The organism is Amycolatopsis sp. NPDC051061 (assembly GCF_040682935.1).
Taxonomy (GTDB): Bacteria; Actinomycetota; Actinomycetes; order Mycobacteriales; family Pseudonocardiaceae; genus Amycolatopsis.
On sequence record NZ_JBFBBZ010000038.1, the window covers coordinates 61,103 to 80,829 of the forward strand.

Annotated in this window: 20 protein-coding genes; 15 read left to right on the top strand and 5 right to left on the bottom strand. The window is 72.0% G+C overall.

The window, feature by feature from the left end:
• Positions 1-14 precede the first annotated feature (14 nt).
• Positions 15-1,403 (bottom strand): PLP-dependent aminotransferase family protein, encoded by a 1,389-nt coding sequence (locus AB0N03_RS38050; RefSeq protein ID WP_364382617.1) that lies wholly within the window; start codon positions 1,401-1,403, stop codon positions 15-17.
• 49 nt (positions 1,404-1,452) lie between these two features.
• Complete coding sequence (locus tag AB0N03_RS38055; RefSeq protein WP_364382620.1) at positions 1,453-2,604, bottom strand: N(5)-(carboxyethyl)ornithine synthase; 1,152 nt, start codon at positions 2,602-2,604, stop codon at positions 1,453-1,455.
• A gap of 159 nt (positions 2,605-2,763) precedes the next feature.
• On the opposite strand from AB0N03_RS38055, the gene AB0N03_RS38060 reads away from it, so the two are divergent.
• Entirely contained in the window at positions 2,764-3,234 is a 471-nt protein-coding gene (locus AB0N03_RS38060; RefSeq protein WP_364382623.1) for a DUF5994 family protein, read from the top strand.
• A gap of 56 nt (positions 3,235-3,290) precedes the next feature.
• A complete protein-coding gene (locus AB0N03_RS38065; RefSeq protein ID WP_364382626.1) occupies positions 3,291-3,506 on the top strand; it encodes a hypothetical protein in 216 nt (71 codons plus the stop codon).
• A gap of 215 nt (positions 3,507-3,721) precedes the next feature.
• On the opposite strand, the gene AB0N03_RS38070 is transcribed toward AB0N03_RS38065, so the two are convergent.
• Positions 3,722-4,054, bottom strand: a complete 333-nt coding sequence (locus AB0N03_RS38070) for a MerR family transcriptional regulator (protein WP_364382629.1) — start codon at positions 4,052-4,054, stop codon at positions 3,722-3,724.
• Between the two features lie 738 nt (positions 4,055-4,792).
• Here AB0N03_RS38070 and AB0N03_RS38075 point away from each other — a divergent pair.
• The 5 genes from AB0N03_RS38075 (at position 4,793) to AB0N03_RS38095 (ending at position 8,697) form a co-directional block, all read left to right on the top strand.
• Positions 4,793-5,296, top strand: a complete 504-nt coding sequence (locus AB0N03_RS38075; RefSeq protein WP_364382632.1) for a hypothetical protein — start codon at positions 4,793-4,795, stop codon at positions 5,294-5,296.
• Positions 5,297-5,354: 58 nt separating this feature from the next.
• Complete coding sequence (locus AB0N03_RS38080; RefSeq protein WP_364382635.1) at positions 5,355-5,495, top strand: hypothetical protein; 141 nt, start codon at positions 5,355-5,357, stop codon at positions 5,493-5,495.
• A gap of 91 nt (positions 5,496-5,586) precedes the next feature.
• On the top strand, positions 5,587-7,038 hold the full coding sequence (locus AB0N03_RS38085) for an FAD-dependent monooxygenase (RefSeq protein ID WP_364382638.1): 1,452 nt from the start codon (positions 5,587-5,589) through the stop codon (positions 7,036-7,038).
• Positions 7,035-8,069: a hypothetical protein gene (locus AB0N03_RS38090; protein WP_364382641.1), complete on the top strand. Its 1,035-nt coding sequence runs from the start codon at positions 7,035-7,037 to the stop codon at positions 8,067-8,069. The genes AB0N03_RS38085 and AB0N03_RS38090 overlap by 4 nt, the downstream gene beginning before the upstream one ends.
• 28 nt (positions 8,070-8,097) lie before the next feature.
• A complete protein-coding gene (locus AB0N03_RS38095) occupies positions 8,098-8,697 on the top strand; it encodes a TetR/AcrR family transcriptional regulator (RefSeq protein ID WP_364382644.1) in 600 nt (199 codons plus the stop codon).
• Positions 8,698-8,701: 4 nt separating this feature from the next.
• Here AB0N03_RS38095 and AB0N03_RS38100 read toward each other — a convergent pair whose 3' ends face one another.
• A complete protein-coding gene (locus tag AB0N03_RS38100; protein WP_364382646.1) occupies positions 8,702-9,073 on the bottom strand; it encodes a MerR family transcriptional regulator in 372 nt (123 codons plus the stop codon).
• A gap of 109 nt (positions 9,074-9,182) precedes the next feature.
• Between AB0N03_RS38100 and AB0N03_RS38105 the strand changes: the two genes are divergently transcribed.
• From AB0N03_RS38105 to AB0N03_RS38135, 7 genes are all read left to right on the top strand, one after another.
• Positions 9,183-9,716 carry a hypothetical protein gene (locus tag AB0N03_RS38105; RefSeq protein ID WP_364382649.1) on the top strand — a complete coding sequence of 178 codons (534 nt, stop codon included), beginning with the start codon at positions 9,183-9,185 and terminating at the stop codon, positions 9,714-9,716.
• Positions 9,605-10,255, top strand: a complete 651-nt coding sequence (locus tag AB0N03_RS38110; RefSeq protein WP_364382652.1) for a hypothetical protein — start codon at positions 9,605-9,607, stop codon at positions 10,253-10,255. The genes AB0N03_RS38105 and AB0N03_RS38110 overlap by 112 nt, the downstream gene beginning before the upstream one ends.
• Before the next feature lie 167 nt (positions 10,256-10,422).
• On the top strand, positions 10,423-11,346 hold the full coding sequence (locus AB0N03_RS38115) for an ABC transporter permease (protein ID WP_364382655.1): 924 nt from the start codon (positions 10,423-10,425) through the stop codon (positions 11,344-11,346).
• Positions 11,346-12,341: an ABC transporter permease gene (locus tag AB0N03_RS38120; RefSeq protein WP_364382658.1), complete on the top strand. Its 996-nt coding sequence runs from the start codon at positions 11,346-11,348 to the stop codon at positions 12,339-12,341. The genes AB0N03_RS38115 and AB0N03_RS38120 overlap by 1 nt, the downstream gene beginning before the upstream one ends.
• Positions 12,342-12,351: 10 nt before the next feature.
• A complete protein-coding gene (locus tag AB0N03_RS38125; RefSeq protein WP_364382661.1) occupies positions 12,352-14,034 on the top strand; it encodes an ABC transporter substrate-binding protein in 1,683 nt (560 codons plus the stop codon).
• A complete protein-coding gene (locus AB0N03_RS38130) occupies positions 14,031-15,740 on the top strand; it encodes an ABC transporter ATP-binding protein (protein ID WP_364382663.1) in 1,710 nt (569 codons plus the stop codon). Before AB0N03_RS38125 ends, AB0N03_RS38130 begins: the two co-directional genes overlap by 4 nt.
• A gap of 106 nt (positions 15,741-15,846) precedes the next feature.
• On the top strand, positions 15,847-18,225 hold the full coding sequence (locus AB0N03_RS38135; RefSeq protein WP_364382666.1) for a penicillin acylase family protein: 2,379 nt from the start codon (positions 15,847-15,849) through the stop codon (positions 18,223-18,225).
• A 4-nt stretch (positions 18,226-18,229) separates the two neighbouring features.
• Here the strand turns inward: AB0N03_RS38135 and AB0N03_RS38140 are convergent, their stop codons facing one another.
• Positions 18,230-19,057 (bottom strand): phosphatase PAP2 family protein, encoded by an 828-nt coding sequence (locus tag AB0N03_RS38140; RefSeq protein ID WP_364382668.1) that lies wholly within the window; start codon positions 19,055-19,057, stop codon positions 18,230-18,232.
• A 61-nt stretch (positions 19,058-19,118) separates the two neighbouring features.
• Here AB0N03_RS38140 and AB0N03_RS38145 point away from each other — a divergent pair, with 61 nt between their 5' ends.
• Positions 19,119-19,706 carry an isoprenylcysteine carboxylmethyltransferase family protein gene (locus AB0N03_RS38145; protein ID WP_364382671.1) on the top strand — a complete coding sequence of 196 codons (588 nt, stop codon included), beginning with the start codon at positions 19,119-19,121 and terminating at the stop codon, positions 19,704-19,706.
• The last annotated feature ends 21 nt before the right edge of the window (positions 19,707-19,727 follow it).

A 19,727-nucleotide genomic window follows, 5' to 3' on the forward strand; every position in this document is an offset into this window, starting at 1 on the left:
CTGCCGGCCCGACTTCACCAAGGCCTGATCGCCGCGCCGCGGAGCACTTCAGTGAGTGCGTCCAGGGCCGGCCGCCACGCGTGCTGCGGGGGCGTCCCGTAGCCGATGATCAACCCCGCCTTCGCCCGCGCCGCGGAGTGCCAGTAGCCCGCCGCGTGCAGGCTCGCCAGCTGGAGGCCGGCGCCGAGGCCCGCGTCGACGATCCGGCGCTCCTCCTGCGCGGAAGCGAGCGGGAGGAGCGCGTGCAGCCCGGCCGGGACGCCGTCGAGGGGGACGTCGGTCAGCTCGGCCAAGCGGGTCGCCAGCTCCGTCCGGCGCTTCCGGTAGAGCTGGCGGGTGCGGCGGACGTGCCGGTCGTAGTCGCCGCGGTCGAGCAGGTCGGCCAGGGCGAGCTGGCCGGGCGCGCCGACCGTGGCACCGGTCGCCGCCAGCGCGTCCAGCACCGGGATGCGCAGCCGGGGCGGCACGACCAGCCAGCCGAGCCGCAGCCCGGGAGCCAGCGCCTTGCTGGCGCTCCCCGCGAAGACCACCCGCTCGGGATCGAGGGCCTGCAGGGCGCCGGCGGCGTGCCGGTCGTAGCGGAATTCTCCGTCGTAGTCGTCCTCGACGACGAACCCGTCGTGCTCGTCCGCCCAGGCGAGGAACGCGGTGCGCGCCTCGCGGCTCAGCACGACGCCCCGGGGGTGCTGGTGGGCGGGCGTCAGCAGCACGGCCCCGGCCCGCGACGGGAGGTCGGCCGGGTCGGCGCCGTCCGGTCCGACGCGCAGCGGTGCGGTGCTCAGCCCGGCGCCGTGGATCAGCCGCCGGTGGTGTGCGAGCCCGGGGTCCTCGGTGGCGATCGTGTGCGCCCCGGCGTCCCGCAGCGCCCGGGACAGCACCGCGAGGGCGTGGGTGAAGCCGCTCGTGATCACCACGGCTTCGGGCTCGGCACGCACGCCGCGGGCCCGCGAGACGTACGTCGCGACCGCCTCGCGCAGCGCCCGCGAGCCCGCCGGATCGCCGTAGTCCAGGCTGCCGGCGGTCGCCGCGGCCAGCGAGCGCTTGACCGCGGCCGACCACCGGGCGTGCGGGAAGAGACTGAGGTCCGGCCGGCCGGGACGCAGATCGATGACCGGGCGCACCGGGACGGCGCGCGCGGCGGGCGGGAGCGCGACGTCGGCGACCCGCGTGCCGGACCCGGTCGCGCTCACCAGCCACCCCTCGGCGACGAGCTGGGCGTAGGCCGCGACGACGGTTCCCCGGGCGATCCCCAGGTCGTCGGCCAGGCCGCGGGTGCCGGGCAGGCGGGTTCCGGCGGGCAGCCGGCCGCTGGTCACCGCCTCGCGCAGCGCCGCTTCGATCGACCGCGCTCGCGGTCCGCCGCCGCTGACGTCGAGGTGCAGGTCGATGCCCAGCTTGCCCACCGTGGTCCACCTCCGCGGGCCATTCTGCGGCACGACGGGAGGCCGGCGATCAGCAGCGCCGGTGCGGGTAGTCCGGCGCGCGGTGCTGGAAGGACAGGATCGCGGGGTTGCGGATCGTGCCGTCGCCGATCTCCACGGCGCGCCGGACGGTTTCGTCTTCGTCCCAAGCGGACTGTCCGGAAAGGACGGCGCGCAGGTGCGGCAGCAGGGCTTCGCTGATCTCCCAGGTCGCCGAGTTCCACAGGTAGGAGGGACTGTGGTCGACGCCGTAGTAGGTGAGGCCGTCGCCGATCGGGAACGTCGGCTCGGTGAAACTCGTGGGCCGCGCCCAGCTGAAGCCCATCCCTTCGTCGCAGGAGACGTCGACGATGAGGCTCCCGGGGGTGAAGGCGGCGAGGTCGTCCTCGATGAGGAAGGTCAGCGGTGCGCCGGTGTCCTGAAGCACGCAGTTGACGACGATGTCATGTTCGGCGAGGAACCCGGCCAGCGGTACCCGGCCGTGGTCGGTGATCGCGTGGCTGCGGCGGAGGTCGCCCGGGTTGTTCGCGTCGTGGTCGATGTGCACCATCGTCGCGGAGTGGATCGGCGAGCCGACCGCGCTGAGACCGCGCGCGGTGAGGACGTCGACGTCGTGGATCCCGTGGGCGTTCAGCGCGGTCACCGAGCCGCGCGCGGTCGCGCCGAAGCCGATCACCACGGCCCGCAGCCGGCGGCCGTAGTCGCCGGTCGACCCGATCAGCTGCAGGGCGTGCAGCACCGAGCAGTAGCCGGCCAGCTCGTTGTTCTTGTGGAAGACGTGCAGGCCGAACGAGCCGTCGCGCCGCCAGTGGTTCATCGCCTCGAAGGCGATGACGGTCAGCTTCCGGTCGATCGCCAGCTGGGTCAGCTCGACGTCCTGCACGCAGTGCGGCCAGCCCCACAGCACCTGGCCGGGCCGCAGCTCGGCGACGTCCTCCCGGAGCGGCTTGGCCAGCAGGACGACGTCGCACTCGGCGATGAGCTCTTCGCGCGTGCGCAGCCCCGCGACGGCGGCCGCCAGCTGTTCATCGGGCACGCCGAAGGGTTCGCCGTAGCCGTGTTCGAGGTAGATGGACCGCCGGAGATCGGCGTCGATCCGGTCGAGGTGGTGCGGGTGGATCGGCAACCGCCGTTCGTTCTCTTTCCGTGAACGCGCGATGACGCCGAGATTGAGCTGGTGCACAGTGGCCCCTTTTGGCTAGGTGCCAGTCTTAACACACTCCGCGAAGGCGTCGTGTACGCTGGGTGGTGTCCGAGAGCATTTCGTGCGCGAGTGATCGAACCTGCGCCGTCCTCGGCCCCAATCCGGCCGATATCGACAGCCGGGGACGGGAGCGCCGACATGCCGTCGGGCTCGAACACCACCCGCTCCACACCACCGGCCACCGGGTCACGCCTGCGGCTGAAGCCGGCGACGCCCACCACGGGGCACGTCGACGGCGCGTGGTGGCCTCACGCCCGTGACCTGTCCGCCGAACTGCCCGCGCTGCTCGCGGCGCTGACCGATCGGCTGGGCCGGATCGACCGGGTCACCTACCACCTCGGTGAGTGGCCGGCGTCGCCCCGCCGGGTCTCCTTCGGCGGCGAAGCCGTGCGGCTGGAGGGTTTCCGGTCACAGCACGCCGGCACGCTGACGGTGATCGGCTGGAACCGGAACCGGCTGACCTTGCTGGTCGTGCCGCCGGAAACCGGCCCCGAGGCCGCGGAGCAGGTCCTCGAGACCGCCGCGAACCGGGACAACACCGACGACAGCGGGCACTTGCTCGCCGCACGCGGCACCGCAGCCGAAGGCCGCGTACCGCTGCCTGCCTGAAACCACGCCACTTCCGCCGGCGTCCACGAAAGGATCTTCCGATCACTGCTTCCACAATGGACAGTTCGCTGTTCAGCCACCCCGTCGCCGAGGAACCCCGCCCGGAAGCGCTCACCGCGCCCCAGGGCGACCGGTACGGGAACCTGTTCCGCCAGCCGGCGTACACCCCGGCGCCGCACTCCGACGACGCGCCCGAACCGGCCCTGCAACGCCAGGCCGGTCCGGCGAGTACGTGGGCATCCGACCCGTCCGGACGTCGCGCCCGCCGGTGATCGCGCCCGGCGCCGCACTCCGACGACGCGCCCGAACCGGCCCCGCAACGCCAGGCCGGTCCGGCGAGCAGGTGGGCGCCCGACCCGTCCGGACGTTGCGCCCCGCCGGTGATTGCACCCGGCCCCGCGGCCCTGGACCACACGCCGGAACGAATGCGGTAGCCACTCACGGCCGGTGACGTCGAACGCGGCACCGGCCGCTGCCGGGTGCTGGCTCAGTCGGGCGCGCGGAGTTCGGTGTTGAGGCGCTGGGCTTCGTGGAGCTGGTCCTCGAGGCTGACGATGCGGCAGGCGGCGTCGACCGCGGTGCCCTGGTCGACCAGTTCCCGCGCCCGGGTGGCCAGGCGCAGCTGGTACCGGGAGTACCGGCGGTGCCCGCCGGTGGAGCGTTGCGGCGTGATCAAGCCGGCTTCGCCGAGGCTGCGCAAGAAACCTTGGGTCGTGCCGAGCATGTCCGCGGCCCGGCCCATGGTGTACGCGGGGTAGTGCTCGTCGTCGAACTTGCCGGCCTCGCTCGGCGTGGCCGGTCCTTCTTGGTCAGGGATCATTCCACCTCCACGTCACGAAGGACCCCGGGTGCCGTTCACGGCACCCGGGGTCCTCGAGGGTTGGGTTTCACCATTGTCGACCGGCGTGGCCGCCGGCTTCCTGCACCCGCGTCCGGCCGGAAGCCGGACTGTGCGGGGATCGCTCATTCGTGACCGAGCACCACCTCCGAACTCGATGGGACTGCGGCACCCGCGCGGCGTTACCCAGCCGCTGCGGGCGATCCAATGATGGTGCCGTTCCCTTCTTTCCTGCGTTTTCCACTTACCCGGTACTGCTGCGAGCGTCACCGCTGGGACCCCTTCACTGATCGGTCCCAGCACGCTGACGCCGCTGGTCACTGCCCGGAGCCCCGTTCACCGATCGGCTCCGGCCACCTGACCGGTCCTGCACTTGCAACTACTCGAACGACTACTGCTGATCTTCACGGGCGCAGCCGCTCCGCCCGCTCTCTGCACGGTCCTGCTCGCGGGTAGTTGCGCTCTCTCCCGCGCCTGCTTGACGTTGTCTCTCTTGCTACGAGAAGAACACTACACACACTCGCCGCCGAATGTCTACTCCAGCTGACATAGATTTTCTGGCCTTGGCGGCCGGGGGCGCGACCCGCCGGTCGACGCGGCCGGCCATCCCCCTTTCGGGCACCCCGGGGCAGCGGGGATGCCCTTACCGGCGGCGGTAGCATCGGCCGTTCCCAGCTACTCCGAAGGGCCTTTCCGTTGACCGAATCGACAGTGCAGCGGGTGAAGTCGATCCGCATCGTCAACGGCCTGCGCCACCCGCTCCTGGCGGTCGTGGCCCGGTATCCGGTGGAATTCCTGGTGCGGCCGGGCGGTGAGCTCGAGATCCGCGAGACGGCTCCGCGCGGCGGGTACGTCGAGCTCACGGTCGACAGCGAGGAACAGACCGGCCTGCGGATCGACGCCGGTGAGTCCGGCAAGATGGAGGTTTTCCTCGACGGGGAACCGCAACCGCTGCCGTCGGTCGTCCTGGACGGCGGTCCCCGCCAGGCGACGGCCTGGCCGGACCTCGAGGCGTCCTTCGGGAGCCTGCAGGTGTTCGACACCCGGTCCGGTCCCCGGACGGTGCGGCTCGAGGAGAAGAACGGCACCACCACGCTGGTCGGCGCCGGCCGCGCGCCGATCAGGTTCGCCGGCGTCGGCGTGAACGGCTACCCGCCGGAGCTGATCATCGAGTCGGACGGCCTGCGGATCCGCGGCTCCCACGGCTCGGCTCGCACCGGCTGAGCGCCGCCCCGCCGCCGGGGACGTCGACGCGTTCGCCGCGTACCGCTCGGATCCCGAGGTGGCCCGGTACCAGGGGTGGGACGCGCCGGTGCCGGAGAATCGCCGCCGGCACACCTGGCTCAAGGGGGAGTGGACGGACGACTTCCTGTTCGGCCTGCCGGCCGACGACTGGCGCGGGGCGACCCCGGCGCCCCGGTAACCGGCCGCGCGATCGGCCCCTTGACACCCGCGTCCACTCATTCATACATTCGTCGTCACTTTGTATGATTCGACGTGGGGAGTTGATCCGCATGCGGCTCGGCAAGACCGCCGTCGTCCTCGGGGGCAGCGCCGCCGGCCTGTGCTCCGCCGGTGCGCTCGCTCCGCACTTCGACCGGGTCCTCGTCCTCGAACGCGACGAGCTCCCCGCCGAAGCCGGGCACCGCCGCGGCGTGCCGCAGAGCAAGCACCCCCACTTCCTCCTCAACTCCGGCCGGCGCGCGATCGGAGCGCTGTTCGACGGCTTCGAGGACGACCTGATCGCCGCCGGCGGGCTGCACCTGATGCCGTCCATGGACGCCGCCTACCTCGACGGCGAAGGCTGGTCGGCCCGCAAGCGCAGCGCGATGACCATGGTCTACAGCTCGCGGATCCTCATCGAACGCGTCCTGCGCGACCAGGTGCGCGAGCTGGCCGGCGTCGTCATCCGCGAAGGCGCCGCGGTCACCGGCCTGACCACGCGGGACGGCGGGATCACCGGCGTCGGCTTCACCACGGCGGACGGCGCCGAGCACGTCGACGCCGACCTCGTCGTGGACGCCATGGGCCGCGGCTCCTCCGTCGGCGGCTGGCTGGTCGCGGCGGGCTGGCCCGAGCCGGAGGTGAAGACGCTCGACGCCAAGGTCACCTACACCTCGCGCTGGTACGACCTGCCGGCGCCGCGGCCCGCGACCTGGTGGTGGCGGCACCTGGTGATCATGCCGACCCCGGACAAGGGCGAGCACCCCGCCGAACACGAGTACCTGGTCAACTTCTTCCCCGTCGAAGGCAACCGGGCCATCGCCTGCATGGGCTCGTGGGGCCTGGACATGCCGCGCACGACCGACGCGTTCGTCGAGACCGCCCGCCGCGTGCGGACGCCGATGTTCGCCGCCGCGATGGACCGGTGCGAACCCACTTCGGAAGTCCACCTGACCCGCTCGACCGGCAACAAGTGGCGGCGCTACGACCGCCTGCGCACCCCGCCGGCGGGCCTGGTCTTCGTCGGCGACTCGATCTGCGCGTTCAACCCGTTCTACGCGCAGGGGATCAGCTCCGCGGCCGGTTCGGCCTTGCTGCTGCGCGAGCACCTCGCCCGCGCCCGGCGGCTCGACGCTCGGTTCTCCGCGAAGTTCCTTGCCGCGCAACGCAAGCTGCTCAACGTCCCGTGGAGCCTGGCGATGGCCCGCGACCAGGGGTACGAGTGCGCGGAAGGCACCGAGAAGCCACGCGAGTGGAAGCGCCGGATCCTCGCGGCCGTCTCCGCGCCCGCGTTCAGTCTCATCGTCGGCGCCGCCCGGGAGGACGAGGTCGTCGACGAGCACTTCGCCAAGGTGTTCAACCTCGACGAGTCGCTGGGGGACATGCTGCGCAACCCGCGGGTGCTCGCGGGGCTCGTGCGCTACCGCGTCCGCGCCGCGCTGGGCCGGCACCGGGTGCCGTTCGGGTTCGACCCGCAGGCCGAGCCGCCGGCCACGGACTATTCGACGGCGACCGCGCGATGACCGCGGTCTGTGGGCCCGACGCCGACGCCCTCGCCCGCGGTCTCGGCTTCGACTGCCACGACGTCGCCCCGGTCGTGTCGGTCCGTTTCCCCTGGGTCCTCGCGCACTGGACGATGCCGCTGCTCGAACTGCTCATCGTCGGCGGGGCCGTCTTCGCTCTGGTCCACGCCGTCCGCCGGTACCGCGCAGGCGATCCGGTCAACCTGGCGCTGTGGTGGGCTTCGCTGGTCTACCTCTTCGTCACCGAGCCCCCGCTGTACTTCCCGGAGTGGTTCGGCCTCGACCGCATCTACGGCTTCATCTTCGCCCACAACCAGTTCACCGTGCAGTTCATGGCGGATCGGCTGCCGCTCTACATCGTGGCGTTCTACCCGGCGTTCAGCCAGCTCGCCTACGAGGTCGTGCGGTCGCTCGGGATCTTCCGGGGGAGGGGCCTGTTCGCCGGCTCGGTGGCCGTCGCCTTCGTCTGCCAGGTGTTCTACGAGGTCTTCGACCAGCTCGGCCCGCGGCTGAAGTGGTGGGCGTGGAACCCGGGCAACCGGATCGTCAACCACCCGGCGCTGGCGTCGGTGCCGATGACGAGCATGCTGCTGTTCGCGTCCGTTTCGTTCGGGGCGCTGACCTGCCTGGTCTTGCGGCTCGCGAATGGTCCGCGCCGCGGGTGGTCGCTGATCTGGCGGACGCTGGTCGCCGGGGTGCTCACCCCGCCGGCGATGGCGGTGGCCGGCATCCCGTCGAGCTTCTTCGACGGCCACACCGCCGCCCAGGCGTGGATCCTCGGCGTCGAACTGGCCCTGGTCTGGGTGGCGGGCGCGTGGATCATCGGCACGAACCGGGCGGACCGGCCACCTCCTTCCGCCTTCGCGCGGATCTACCCGGCCGTCTACCTGGGGGCGCTGGCGGTGTTCTGGCTCGCCGCGGACGGCGGCGGCCCGCCCGGGAGCGTGCCTTACGCGCTCGCCTGCTTCGCCGCGGCCGGCCTGGTGCTGGTGGCGCTGTACCGGAAGGCGCGGGCCCCTGCCCCGGTCTGAACCCGCCCGGTCGGGGAAGATGGGACGCATGGGGCACCACGGATGGCGGGGCAACCCGCCCGGCACGGAAGACGAGGCACGCCGCCGGATCGTCGAAGCGACGACGGCGTGCCTCGACCGCGTCGGGCTCGCGAAGACCAGCCTGTCCGACGTCGCCGCCGAGGCCGGGGTGACGCGCCAGACCGTCTACCGCTACTTCCCGAGCCTGAACGACATCCTGCGCGCCGTCGCCCTGGCCGGCGTCGAGGAGTTCGCGGGGCGAATGGAACGCCACCTGACGTCGTTCGGCAGTGCCGGCGAAGTCGCCGTGGAGTCCGTCGTGTTCGCGGTCCGGACGTTGCCCGGCGAGCCGCACCTGGGGCTGCTCCTGCGGGCGGGCGAAGCCGACTTCTTCACGGTCGGCGTCATCTCGCCGTTGGCTTTCTCTTACGGCGCAAGGATTCTGCGCAATGTCCCGGTGGACTGGGCCGCCGTCGGCTTGACCACCGACGCCGACTTCGAGGGGCTCGCCGAAGTCCTGATGCGCCTCTTCCTGTCGTACCTGCAGTACCCGTCGACCCCGGCGCTCAGCGACGACGGGATCCGGACGCTCGTCCGCCGCTGGATCGGACCCGCCCTGCGCGGGTGAGGAGTCAGTCCGCCGGCTGGAGGGTGGCGCGGTGGGCCCGGTTGGTGGCGATGAGCTCGTCGAGGGAGTCGCGGGTGCGGATCAGGTCCGTGATGTGGCCGGTCAGCCGGTCGCGTTCCCGCAGCATCCGTTCCACGGCCGCGTCGGAGGTGTCCTCCCCGGGGGAGTCGACGCAGGGAAGCAGCTCGGCGATCGTGCGGCTGGTGAGACCGGCGGCGAACATGCGCTGGATGATGCCGACGCGCTCGATCTCCGCGGTGGTGTAGTGCCGCTGCCCGGCGGCGCTGCGCGTGCTGCTCAGCAAGCCCTGCTGCTCGTAGTAGCGCAGGGACCGGACGCTCACCTCGGTCCGTGCCGCCAGTTCCCCGATCCGCATGCCGCCTCCTCTGTGACCCGTGCCACGAAGGCTTTCCCCTGACACTGATGTCAGATTTTAGCTTAGGAGGCACGTCCGGTGCGGGCGCATCCTTCCGAAGGAGCTTGACGTGACTTCTCTCTTCGACCGCCCCGAAGTCGGTGGCCTGGTCCTGCCCAACCGCGTGGTGATGGCCCCGATGACCCGGGTCCGCGCCGGCGCGGGCGGCCTGGCGACGCCGTCGATGGCGACCTACTACGCCCAGCGCGCGACGGCCGGCTTGATCGTCACCGAGGGGGTGCAGCCGAGCCTGGTCGGACAGTCGAACCCGGGGACGCCGGGGCTGCACACCGACGAGCAGGTCGCCGCGTGGCGCCCGGTGACGGCCGCGGTGCACGCCAACGGCGGCCGCGTCTTCGCGCAGATCATGCACGGCGGGCGGGTTTCGCACCCCGACACCACCGGTGTCCGGCGGTCGGCCCGTCGGCGGTGCCGGCGGTCGGGGACGTGTTCACCCCGGCCGGCCCGCGGCCCGCGCCGGTGCCGCGGGCCTTGGCGACGGCCGAGGTGCCCGAGCACGCGCGGTCCTACGCCGCCGCCGCCCGCCGCGCGGTCGACGCCGGGTTCGACGGGGTGGAACTGCACGGCGCCAACGGGTACCTGATCTCGCAGTTCCTGTCGTCGAACGCGAACCTGCGCTCCGACCGCTACGGCGGCCCGGTGGCCGGCCGGATCCGGTTCGCCGTCGAGGCGACCGCCGCGACGGCGGACGCGATCGGCGGCGCGAAGACGGGCATCCGGCTTTCCCCGGGCGGTACCTTCTGGGGCGTCGAGGAGACCGGCGTCCTCGAGCTCTACACGGCCCTGCTGCGCGAGCTGGCCGGTCTCGACCTGGCGTACGTCCACCTGGAGGCCACTGTGGACGAAGAGGTGCTGCTCGAGCTGCGCCGGCGCTGGCCGGGAACGCTCGTCGTCAACCCGACGGTCCCGATGGGGCCGAAGCAGACCGGGCGCACCGAGGCCGATCACTGGCTCGGGCTCGGCGCGGACCTCGTCAGCTTCGGCCGGGCCTTCATCGCCAACCCCGACCTCGTCGAGCGGCTGCGCACCGGGCTTCCGCTCGCCCCGGTCGAGGAGGCGACGTACTACCAGGGCGGCGACGCCGGCTACGTGACCTATCCGGCGTACCAGCACACGGCGTGAGTGCGTCTCGGCGCGGGCGTCCGCATTTTGGGGGAAACCCGGGGCGAACGGGATGAATGTACCGCCTTGGCTGGTACTTACCGTCCACATGATGAGACAGTGGATCGATCACCGGAAAACTCCATAAGGTCCGGTCGTCACTCGATCGGCCGAACCATGAAGGTGCTGTGACCGTCCCCTCCCTCCCGCCACTCGCGGCGCGCTCCCTGCCCGCCGCCGTCTGGCGCGCCGTCCGGTCCGGGTGGTGGACGTCCGCCTGCGCGCTGCTGGCCGTCCTGATCCTGCTCCTCGCCGCCGGTGCCGACCTGTTCGCGCTGGCCGAGGGGCAGAGCCTCGCCCCGGACATCGCCACGCTCGGCCCGACCGGGCTGCCCGCGGGCACGCTCGGCGGGGTGAGCGGCGCGCACTGGTTCGGCGTCGAGCCCCTCACCGGCGTCGACCTCTTCGCGCTCGTCGCCCACGGCGCCCGGACGTCGCTGCTGGTCGGGCTCGGCGCCACCGTGCTGTCGACCGCGCTCGGCGTGGTGATCGGGGTGAGCGCCGGCTACCTCGGCGGCTGGTGGGACCGCCTGGTCACCTGGACCGCCGACGTCATCCTCGGCTTCCCGTACCTGATCTTCATGATCGCGCTCGGCGCGGTCCTGCCGGTGGACTTCCCGCGGCAGATCACGCTGATCGTCGTCCTCGGGCTCTTCGGCTGGCCGCGCGTCGCCCGCATCGTGCGGGCCCAGGCCCTGACGCTGGCCAAGCGCGACTTCGTCGCCGCCGCCCGGGCCATCGGCGGCGGGCCGTGGCACGTGTTCACGAAGGAGCTGCTGCCGAACCTGTGGGCGCCGATCATCGTCGTCGCCAGCCTGTCCATCCCGTCGATGATCGGCAACGAGGCCGCGCTGTCCTTCCTCGGCGTCGGCGTCCTGCCGCCGACGCCCAGCTGGGGCCGCACGATCAGCGCGGCCATCGACTTCTTCGAGACGGACCCGATGTACCTGGTCTTCCCCGGGCTGATGCTGTTCCTGATCACCCTCGCGTTCAACGTCGTCGGCGACGCGATCCGCGACACGCTCGACCCGCGGTCGGGGAGTGCCGCCTGATGCGCACCGCCCGCTTCGTCGCGACCCGCTTCGCCGGGATGCTGCTGGTCCTGCTCGTCGTCGCCTTCGTGACGTTCGTGGTGTTCTACGTCCTGCCCGCCGACCCGGCACGGATGGCCTGCGGCCGCCCGTGCTCGCCGGAAAGCCTCGCGCTGGCGCGGGAGTTCATGGGCTACGACGTGCCGTGGTACCACCAGTTCCTGGACTTCCTCGGCGGGATCTTCGGCGGCCGCACGTTCGGCACCGGCGCCGCCGCGATCCACTGCACCGCACCGTGCTTCGGCTACGACTTCCAGAACAACGTCGACGTGCTGAGCGAAATCGGCGACCGCGTCGGGGTCAGCTTCTCCGTCGCGCTCGGCGCGGCGGCGATCTGGATCGTCGCCGGCGTCGGCCTCGGCGTGCTCTCCGCGCTGCGCCGCGGCACGGCTGTCGACCGGGTCACGATGGCCGCCGCGATGGCCGGGGTGTCCATGCCCGCCTACCTGGCCGGGATGATCGGGATCACGATCTTCGCGTTCGCCCTCGACGTCGTGCCGAAGAACGGGTACGTGCCGCTGACCGAGGATCCCGCGCAGTGGGCGTGGCACCTCGTGCTGCCGTGGTTCGTGCTGGCGTTCCTGCACGCGGCGATCTACGCGCGGCTGACGCGTGGCCAGATGCTCGAAACCCTCGGCGAGGACTACATCCGCACCGCGCGGGCCAAGGGGCTCACCGAGCGGAAAGTGGTGGGCCGCCACGCCCTGCGCAACGTCCTGCTGCCGGTGATCACGGTCTTCGGCGTCGACCTCGGCGGCCTGCTGGCGGGGACGGTGATCACCGAGCGGATCTTCGGCATGGCCGGGGTGGGCCGGCTGCTCATCGACGCGATCTCCTCGCTCAACCTGCCCGTGCTGCTGGGCGTGACGCTGTTCTCGGCCCTGCTGGTCACGGTCCTGAACTTCCTGGTCGATCTTTGTTATGGCGCGCTCGATCCGCGGGCTCGCCTCGTCTGAAGGGGAAATGATGAAACGGGGACACTGGCTGAGGCTGGCCGCCGGGACGTCGGCCGCCGTCCTGCTGCTGACGGCGTGCGGCGCCAACGACACACCGGCCGGGCAGGGCGGCACCGTCAAGCCGGGCGGGAACCTCGTCCTGCTCGACGACGCGCCGTCGATCACCTGGGACCCGGCGAAGAGCTCCAACCTCGTCGTCACCACCCTGGGCCTGATCCACCGGCGGCTGACGTCGTGGGACGTCGCGCCGGGCAAGGACACCACGATCGTGCCCGACCTGGCCACCGACACCGGCCGGCCGAGCGACGGCGGCAAGACCTGGACGTTCACCCTCAAGGACGGCCTGAAGTACGCCGACGGCACGCCGATCAAGAGCGAGGACGTCAAGTGGGGCCTGGAGCGCTCGTTCGCGCCCGCGTTCTCCGGCGGCCTGGCCTACCACAAGGACCTCCTTTCGCCGGGGCTCGCGTACAAGGGCCCGTTCGACGGCGGCAAGGAACTCGACACCATCCAGACGCCCGACGCGAAGACGATCGTCTTCCACCTCGCCCGCGCGTACGGCGACTTCAACTGGGTCGCCAGCACCCCGGCGTTCTCCCCGGTGCCCAAGGGCAAGGGCGCCGAAGCGAACTACAACGACCACCCGGTCGCGTCGGGGCCGTACCAGCTGCAGAGCTACGAGCGCGGCAAGTCGGCGAAGCTGGTCCGCAACCCGAACTGGAGCCGCGACGAGGACACCACGCGCAAGGCGTACGCGGACACCATCGACTTCGAGCTCGGCCAGGACACCAGCGTCATCTCCAAGCGCCTGATCGACGACACGGGCAAGGACCGCGACGCCTTCGGCATGTCGTTCGCCTCGCCCGCGCAGCTGGCGCAGATCCAGGGCAGCCCGTCGGCCAAGGCCCGGCTGGTCACGTCGGAATCCGGGGCGCTGTCGTACCTTTCGCTCAACACCCAGCGCGGCAAGCTGGTGGACCCGAAGGTGCGCCAGGCGTTCCAGTACGCCGTGGACAAGGCCGCCTACCAGGTGGCCAGCGCGGGCAACGCCCAGCTCGCCGGGGACGTCGCCACGACGCTGATCACGCCCGGCCTGCAGGGCCGCGAACAGTACGACCTCTACCCGGCGCCGCCGTCGGGTGACCCGGCGAAGGCCAAGCAGCTGCTCGCCGAGGCGGGCCTGCCCAACGGGCTCGACGGCCTGGTCCTGGCCACGCACAACGAGAACGGCTACCCGGAGAAGGCCGCGGCGATCCAGGCCTCGCTGGCGCGGGCCGGCATCAAGGTGACGATCAAGCCGCTCGACGAGGACACCTACACGTCCGAAGTGGACACCAAGGGCCTGTCGGACTACGACCTGACGCTCACCTCGTGGCAGCCGGACATCCCGTCGGCCAACGCGAACATCCAGCCGCTGTTCCAGTCGACCGAGATCGGCAACGGCGGGTACAACGAGTCGCGCTACAGCAACCCCGACGTCGACCGGCTGATCGCCGAGGCACAGGCCACCATCGACCCGGCCGAGGCCGGCAAGAAGTGGGCGGCGCTGGACAAGAAGATCCTCGCCGACTCGCCGGTGGTCCCGCTGCTCTACAACCGCAACTCGTTCCTGCACGGGTCGCAGGTGGGTGACGTCCGGATCGGGCGGTTCCCGGCCTACGTCGACTACCGCCAGTTCGGGATCGTCCAGTGACCGGAGCCGGACTCCTGCGGCTGCACGACGTGGCGGTCTCGTTCGGGGACGTCGAAGCCGTCCGCGGGGTCGGCTACGAGGTCCGCGCGGGCGAGGTCGTCGCGGTGGTCGGGGAGTCCGGCTCGGGCAAGACGGTCACCGCGATGTCCCTGCTCGGCCTGCTCCCGTCCACGGCGAAGGTGTCCGGACGCGCGGAGCTGGCCGGGCGGGACCTCTACGCGATGAACCCGGCCGAGCTGCGCGCGGTCCGCGGCGGCGAGGTCGGCATGGTGTTCCAGGAGCCGATGAGCGCGCTGAACCCGGTGTTCACGGTCGGCGACCAGCTCGTCGAGGCGATCCGGACCCACCGGGAGCTGACCGCGGCCGCGGCGCGCGAGCGGGCGATCGAGCTGCTCGGCCTGGTCGGGCTGCCCGCGTCCCGCGACCGCTTCCGGGCGTACCCGCACGAGCTGTCCGGCGGGCAGCTGCAGCGCGTCGTGATCGCCATGGCGGTGGCGAACGAGCCGAAGCTGCTCATCGCCGACGAGCCGACCACCGCACTGGACGTCACGGTCCAGGCGGAGATCCTCGAGCTCCTGCGGGACCTGCGCTCGCGGCTGGGCACGGCGATCCTGCTCATCACGCACGACATGGGTGTGGTCGCCGACCTGGCCGACCGCGTGGTGGTGATGCACGACGGCCGGGTCGTCGAGCAGGGCACCGCCGGCTCGATCTTTTCGGCGCCCACCGAGGACTACACGCGGCAGCTGCTCGGCTCGGTCGTCTCGCTGTCCGGTACGGCCACGACCGGGCTCGAACGCGCGCTGTCCGCGGACATCGAGGTGGCCCCGGGCCACGTCGCGGCGGCCGAACACCCCGCCACGGCGTCGGTTCCGGACGTTCCCGCGGCGGCGCCCTTGCTGCGCGTGGCCGACCTGTCCGTGACCTACCGCGGGCGGTTCCGCGCGATCGCCGTCCGCGCCGCCGAAGGGGTGAACCTGCACGTCGACGCGGGGGAGGTGCTCGGGCTCGTCGGGGAGTCCGGGTCGGGCAAGAGCACCGTCGCGCGGGCCGTCACGGGGTTGCTCGCGCCCACGGCGGGTGCGGTCCACATCGGAGACGCCGACATCACCCGCGTGCGGGGCCGGGCGGCGAAGGCGCTGAGGCGCCGGATCGGCGTGGTGTTCCAGGATCCGCTGTCCTCGCTGAACCCGCGCACGACGGTGGGGGAGAGCGTCGCGACCCCGCTGCGGCTGCACAAGGCCGTGCGATCGTCCGAAGTGGACGGCCGGGTGGCCGAGCTGCTGTCGGCGGTCCAGCTCTCGCCTTCGCTGGCCGGGCGCTACCCGCACGAGCTGTCGGGCGGCCAGCGTCAGCGCGCGTGCATCGCGCGCGCCCTGGCGCTGCGCCCGGACCTGCTGGTGGCCGACGAGCCGACGAGCGCGCTCGACGTCACGATCCAGGCCCGGATCCTCGACCTGCTCCGCGACCTGCGGCGCGAGTTCGGGTTCGCGTGCCTGTTCATCAGCCACGACCTGGCGGTGATCGAGCAGCTGGCCGACCGGGTGGCGGTGATGCACCGCGGTCACGTCGTCGAGCAGGGCCCGACGAAGGAGGTGCTGACGGCCCCGGCCCACCCCTACACCCGGCGGCTGCTGTCGGCGGCGCCGGTGGCGGACCCGGCGGCGCAGCGCAGGCGCCGCGAAGCCTGGCGGCAGCTGCGGTGACGGCGTGAGGCCGGCAGGCACCCCTTAAGGGGCTCGTGGAACCGCACCGGCGGCCGGTAGACATATCGGACGAACCCGGTCCCGAGCCCCGAACGAGGAGAGCACCATGGCCACACGCCGGAAGGTCTTCCGCGGCCTGATCTTCGCACTGGTCGTGCTCTGCCTGGCGCCGGTTCCGGCCGTGGCGGCGGCGACCGGCCCGAAGTACGCCGTCGCCGGCCTGCACCGGCCGGCCGAGCTGCTCGTCGACAAGTGGGGCGTGCCGCACATCTACGCGGCCGACACCAGCGACCTCTTCTTCGCCCAGGGCTTCAACATCGCGCGTGACCGGCTGTTCCAGATCGACACGTGGCGCCGCCGCGGGCTCGGGACGCTCAGCGAGGTGCTCGGTCCGTCCTACGTGGAGCAGGACCGGGCCGCGCGGCTGTTCCTCTACCGCGGCGACGTGGACGCCGAATGGGCGTCCTACGGTCCGGAGAGCAAGCTGGCCGCCACCCGGTTCGCCGAAGGCATCAACTCCTACGTCGACTGGCTGGGCCGCAACCCCTCCGCGGTCCCGCCGGAGTTCGGCAAGCTCGGCTACCAGCCCGGTCACTGGCGCCCGCAGGACCTGGTGCGGATCCGCTCGCACGCCATCGGGGAGAACCTGGCGTGGGAGGTCTCCCGCGCGAAGCTGGTCTGCCTGGCCGGCGCCGGCGCGAGCCGCTACCTGCGCACCCTCCAGCCGGACCACGAAGCGGCGGTGCCCGCCGGGCTCGACCCGTGCTCGGTGACCGACGACGTGCTCAAGGTGTACTACCTCGCGACCGCCGCGGTGAAATTCACCGGCAGCGGCTTCCAGACCCAGGACACGACCCGGGCCATCGGCGACGCGACGTCCGGCAGCAACGCCTGGGCGATCGGGCCGGGCCGGACCGCGTCGGGCCGGCCGATCCTGGCCAACGACCCGCACCGCTTCGCGGACGCCCTGCCCTCGGGCCGGTACGTCGCGCAGCTGTCGGCGCCCGGGCTGAACCTCGCCGGCGCCGGCGAGCCGTGGAACCCGGGGATCGCCATCGGGCACAACGACGACATCGCGTTCGGCCTGACCAACCTGCCGATCGACCAGACCGACCTCTACGTCTACGAACTCGACCCGAACGACCCCACCCGCTACCGCTACGGCTCCGGCTGGGAGCGGATGACCACGATCACCGAGTCCATCCCGGTGCGCGGCGGCGCACCGGCCGCCGGGAAGCTGTCCTTCACCCGGCACGGCCCGGTCGTCCAGGTCGACGAGGCGGCGCACCGTGCGTTCGCGATCCGCACGGCGTGGACGCAGCCGGGCAGCGCGGCGTACCTGGGCAGCCTGAACTTCCAGCGGGCCACGAACTTCCGCGAGTTCACCGCGGGCATGCGGACGTGGGGCGCGCCGGGCTCGAACCTCATCTACGCCGACGTGCGCGGCAACATCGGCTACGTCCCGGCGGGGTTGACGCCGCGCCGCACCGGCGCCGGCTACGACGGCCTGCTGCCCGTCCCCGGTGACGGGCGCTACGAGTGGAACGGCTTCTACGCGAACAGCGAGCTGCCGGGCCAGTACAACCCGGCGTCCGGCTACTTCGCCTCGGCCAACGACTTCAACATCCCGCCGGGCCACCCGGTGGTGTCCAACTACGAATGGCAGATGCCCTACCGCAAGCAGCGCATCGACGAGCTGATCGAATCCCACCCGGGCGCGACCGTCGCCGACTCGCTCGCACTGCAGAAGGACGAGAAGTCGCTGGTGGCCACGCAGCTGCTGGAGTTCGTGCGGGGTCTGTCCTCGTCGGACCCGGACACCGCGCGGGCGCTGGAGCTGCTTCGCGGCTACGACGGCGTCGCGTCGGTGGATTCGCCGGGGGCCCCGCTGTTCGAGACGTGGCTCATGAAGTACCTGCACAACGCGTGGGCGCACACGGTGCTGCCGCAGGCCGCGGCGGACGCGCTGGCGAGCAACGTCAACCCCGACGTCAGCCTGCTCATCGCCTCCTTCGCGGACCCGGCGAAGTGGCTCGGCCCGGACGGCGCGGCGGTGCGCGACAAGCTGATCCTGGACACGCTCCCGGTGGCGTTCCGCGACGTCGCCGGCCTGCTCGGCACCGACACGTCGACGTGGCGCTGGGGTTCGCTGCACCACCAGGAGTTCAAGCACCCGCTGGGCAGCCCGAACGTCGGCCCGAACCCGGTCGGCGGTTCGTACCACACGATCCACCCGTCGTTCTTCCACCCGCTGACCTACGCGCAGATCATCGGGGCGACGTTCAAGATGGCCCTGGACGTCGGCAACTGGAACGGCTCGGCGGCGATCAACGCACCGGGGCAGTCCGGCGACCCGCGCAGCCCGCACTACAGCGACCTCAACGCCCTGTGGGCTTCGGGCGGCTCGTTCCCCCTGCTGTACAGCCGCGGCGAGGTCGAACGGAACCTCGACGTCCGGATCCGGCTGGAGCCGGCCGGCGGGTGAGGACTCAGCCGACCGCGCGTGCGGGACGGCCGGCGCCGGCGTGGCGCCGGCCCGCGGCGAGGCGGGCGCACAGCGACGCGGTGACGATGGCGACGGCCAGCAGCGCGACGCTGCCCGCGATGTCGAGGACGTAGTGGTTCGCCGTGGTGAGCACGACCGCCACCATGAGCAGCGGGAACGACCACGACGCCAGCGCCAGGCGGGGACGCGCGCCCCGGAGCGCGGACCACGCGGCGTACGCGCACCACAGCGACCAGCCCACGTGCATGCTGGGCATGGCCGTGTAGTGGGTGGGGCTCGTCCAGCTCGCCTGGTCCAGGAGGTCGTACCTGGCCACGAGGTCGACGGCACCCGGCAGGGCGAACCGCGGTGGCGACATCGGCACCGCCCAGTAGACCGGCAGGACGAGGACCATCATCGCGACCATCGTCCGGCGGACCCGGCGGTAGACCTCGGCGTGCCGGACGAACACCCACAGCAGCGTGCCGGCGACCACCACGTAGTACAGCCGGTACAGGTACACCGCCAGGTGAGCGAGGACCGGATTCCCGGCCAGCCATTCGTTCGCGCTCCGCTCGATGTCGAGGTGCACCGCGTGTTCGGCGGACTGGAGGGTCAGCGCGTTGGCGGTGGCGGCCGCGAAGTCTTTGCCGACCGCGGCGTCGAGACGCGCGAAGAGCAGAAACCAGAGCAGCAGGAAGACCAGTTCGACGAGCACGCCGGGACGCCCGCCCACACCCCGGAAGAGCGCGCTCACCCGGGTGCGCGCGGCCGCCGCGGGGTGCTCGCCGACCTCGGTGAGCGGCTGTTCGCGGTCCGGCGGCGGATGCACGCGGTCACCCTAGCCGACCACGGCGGGCGGGGACGGTCGCCGAAGCCGGGATGATGGCGGTGTGCTCACGCCTTTCGGAGAGTCGTCGAACGCGGCCCGTGTCGTCCTGGTCATCAGCGTCGGCGCCTTCGCGGCGGGCGAACTCGTCCAGACGTTCCGCATGCGCCGCGGCGCGAAACTCGTCGACGTGCGCGCGGAGGTCGTCTTCAGGGCGATGTTCCTCGGCGCGATCCTGCTGTGGCCGGTCGGCCGGGCCGTCGTCCCGGCCGCCGGCACGGGCGGAGGTGCCGGGCTGTTCACGCTCGGGATCGTGCTCGGGTGGCTCGGCCTGCTGCTGCGCTGGTGGTCCGTCGCCAGCCTGGGAAAGTACTTCACGGTGACGGTCCGGACCAGCGAAGATCAGCCCGTTGTCGACCGCGGCCCCTACCGGGTCCTGCGCCATCCGAGCTACACCGGCCTGCTGCTCGCCTTCACCGGGGGCGGCCTGATCGCGGCGAACTGGGTCAGCGCGGCGGGCGCCGTCGCTGTCTTGCTGATCGCCCTGATCCACCGTCTCCGCATCGAGGAGCGTGCCCTCGAGGAAGCGCTGGGCAGCCGTTACCGGCAGTTCGCGGCGAACCGCGCCCGGCTCATCCCGTACGTGTGGTGACCTCGCTGGTGATGAGTTGTC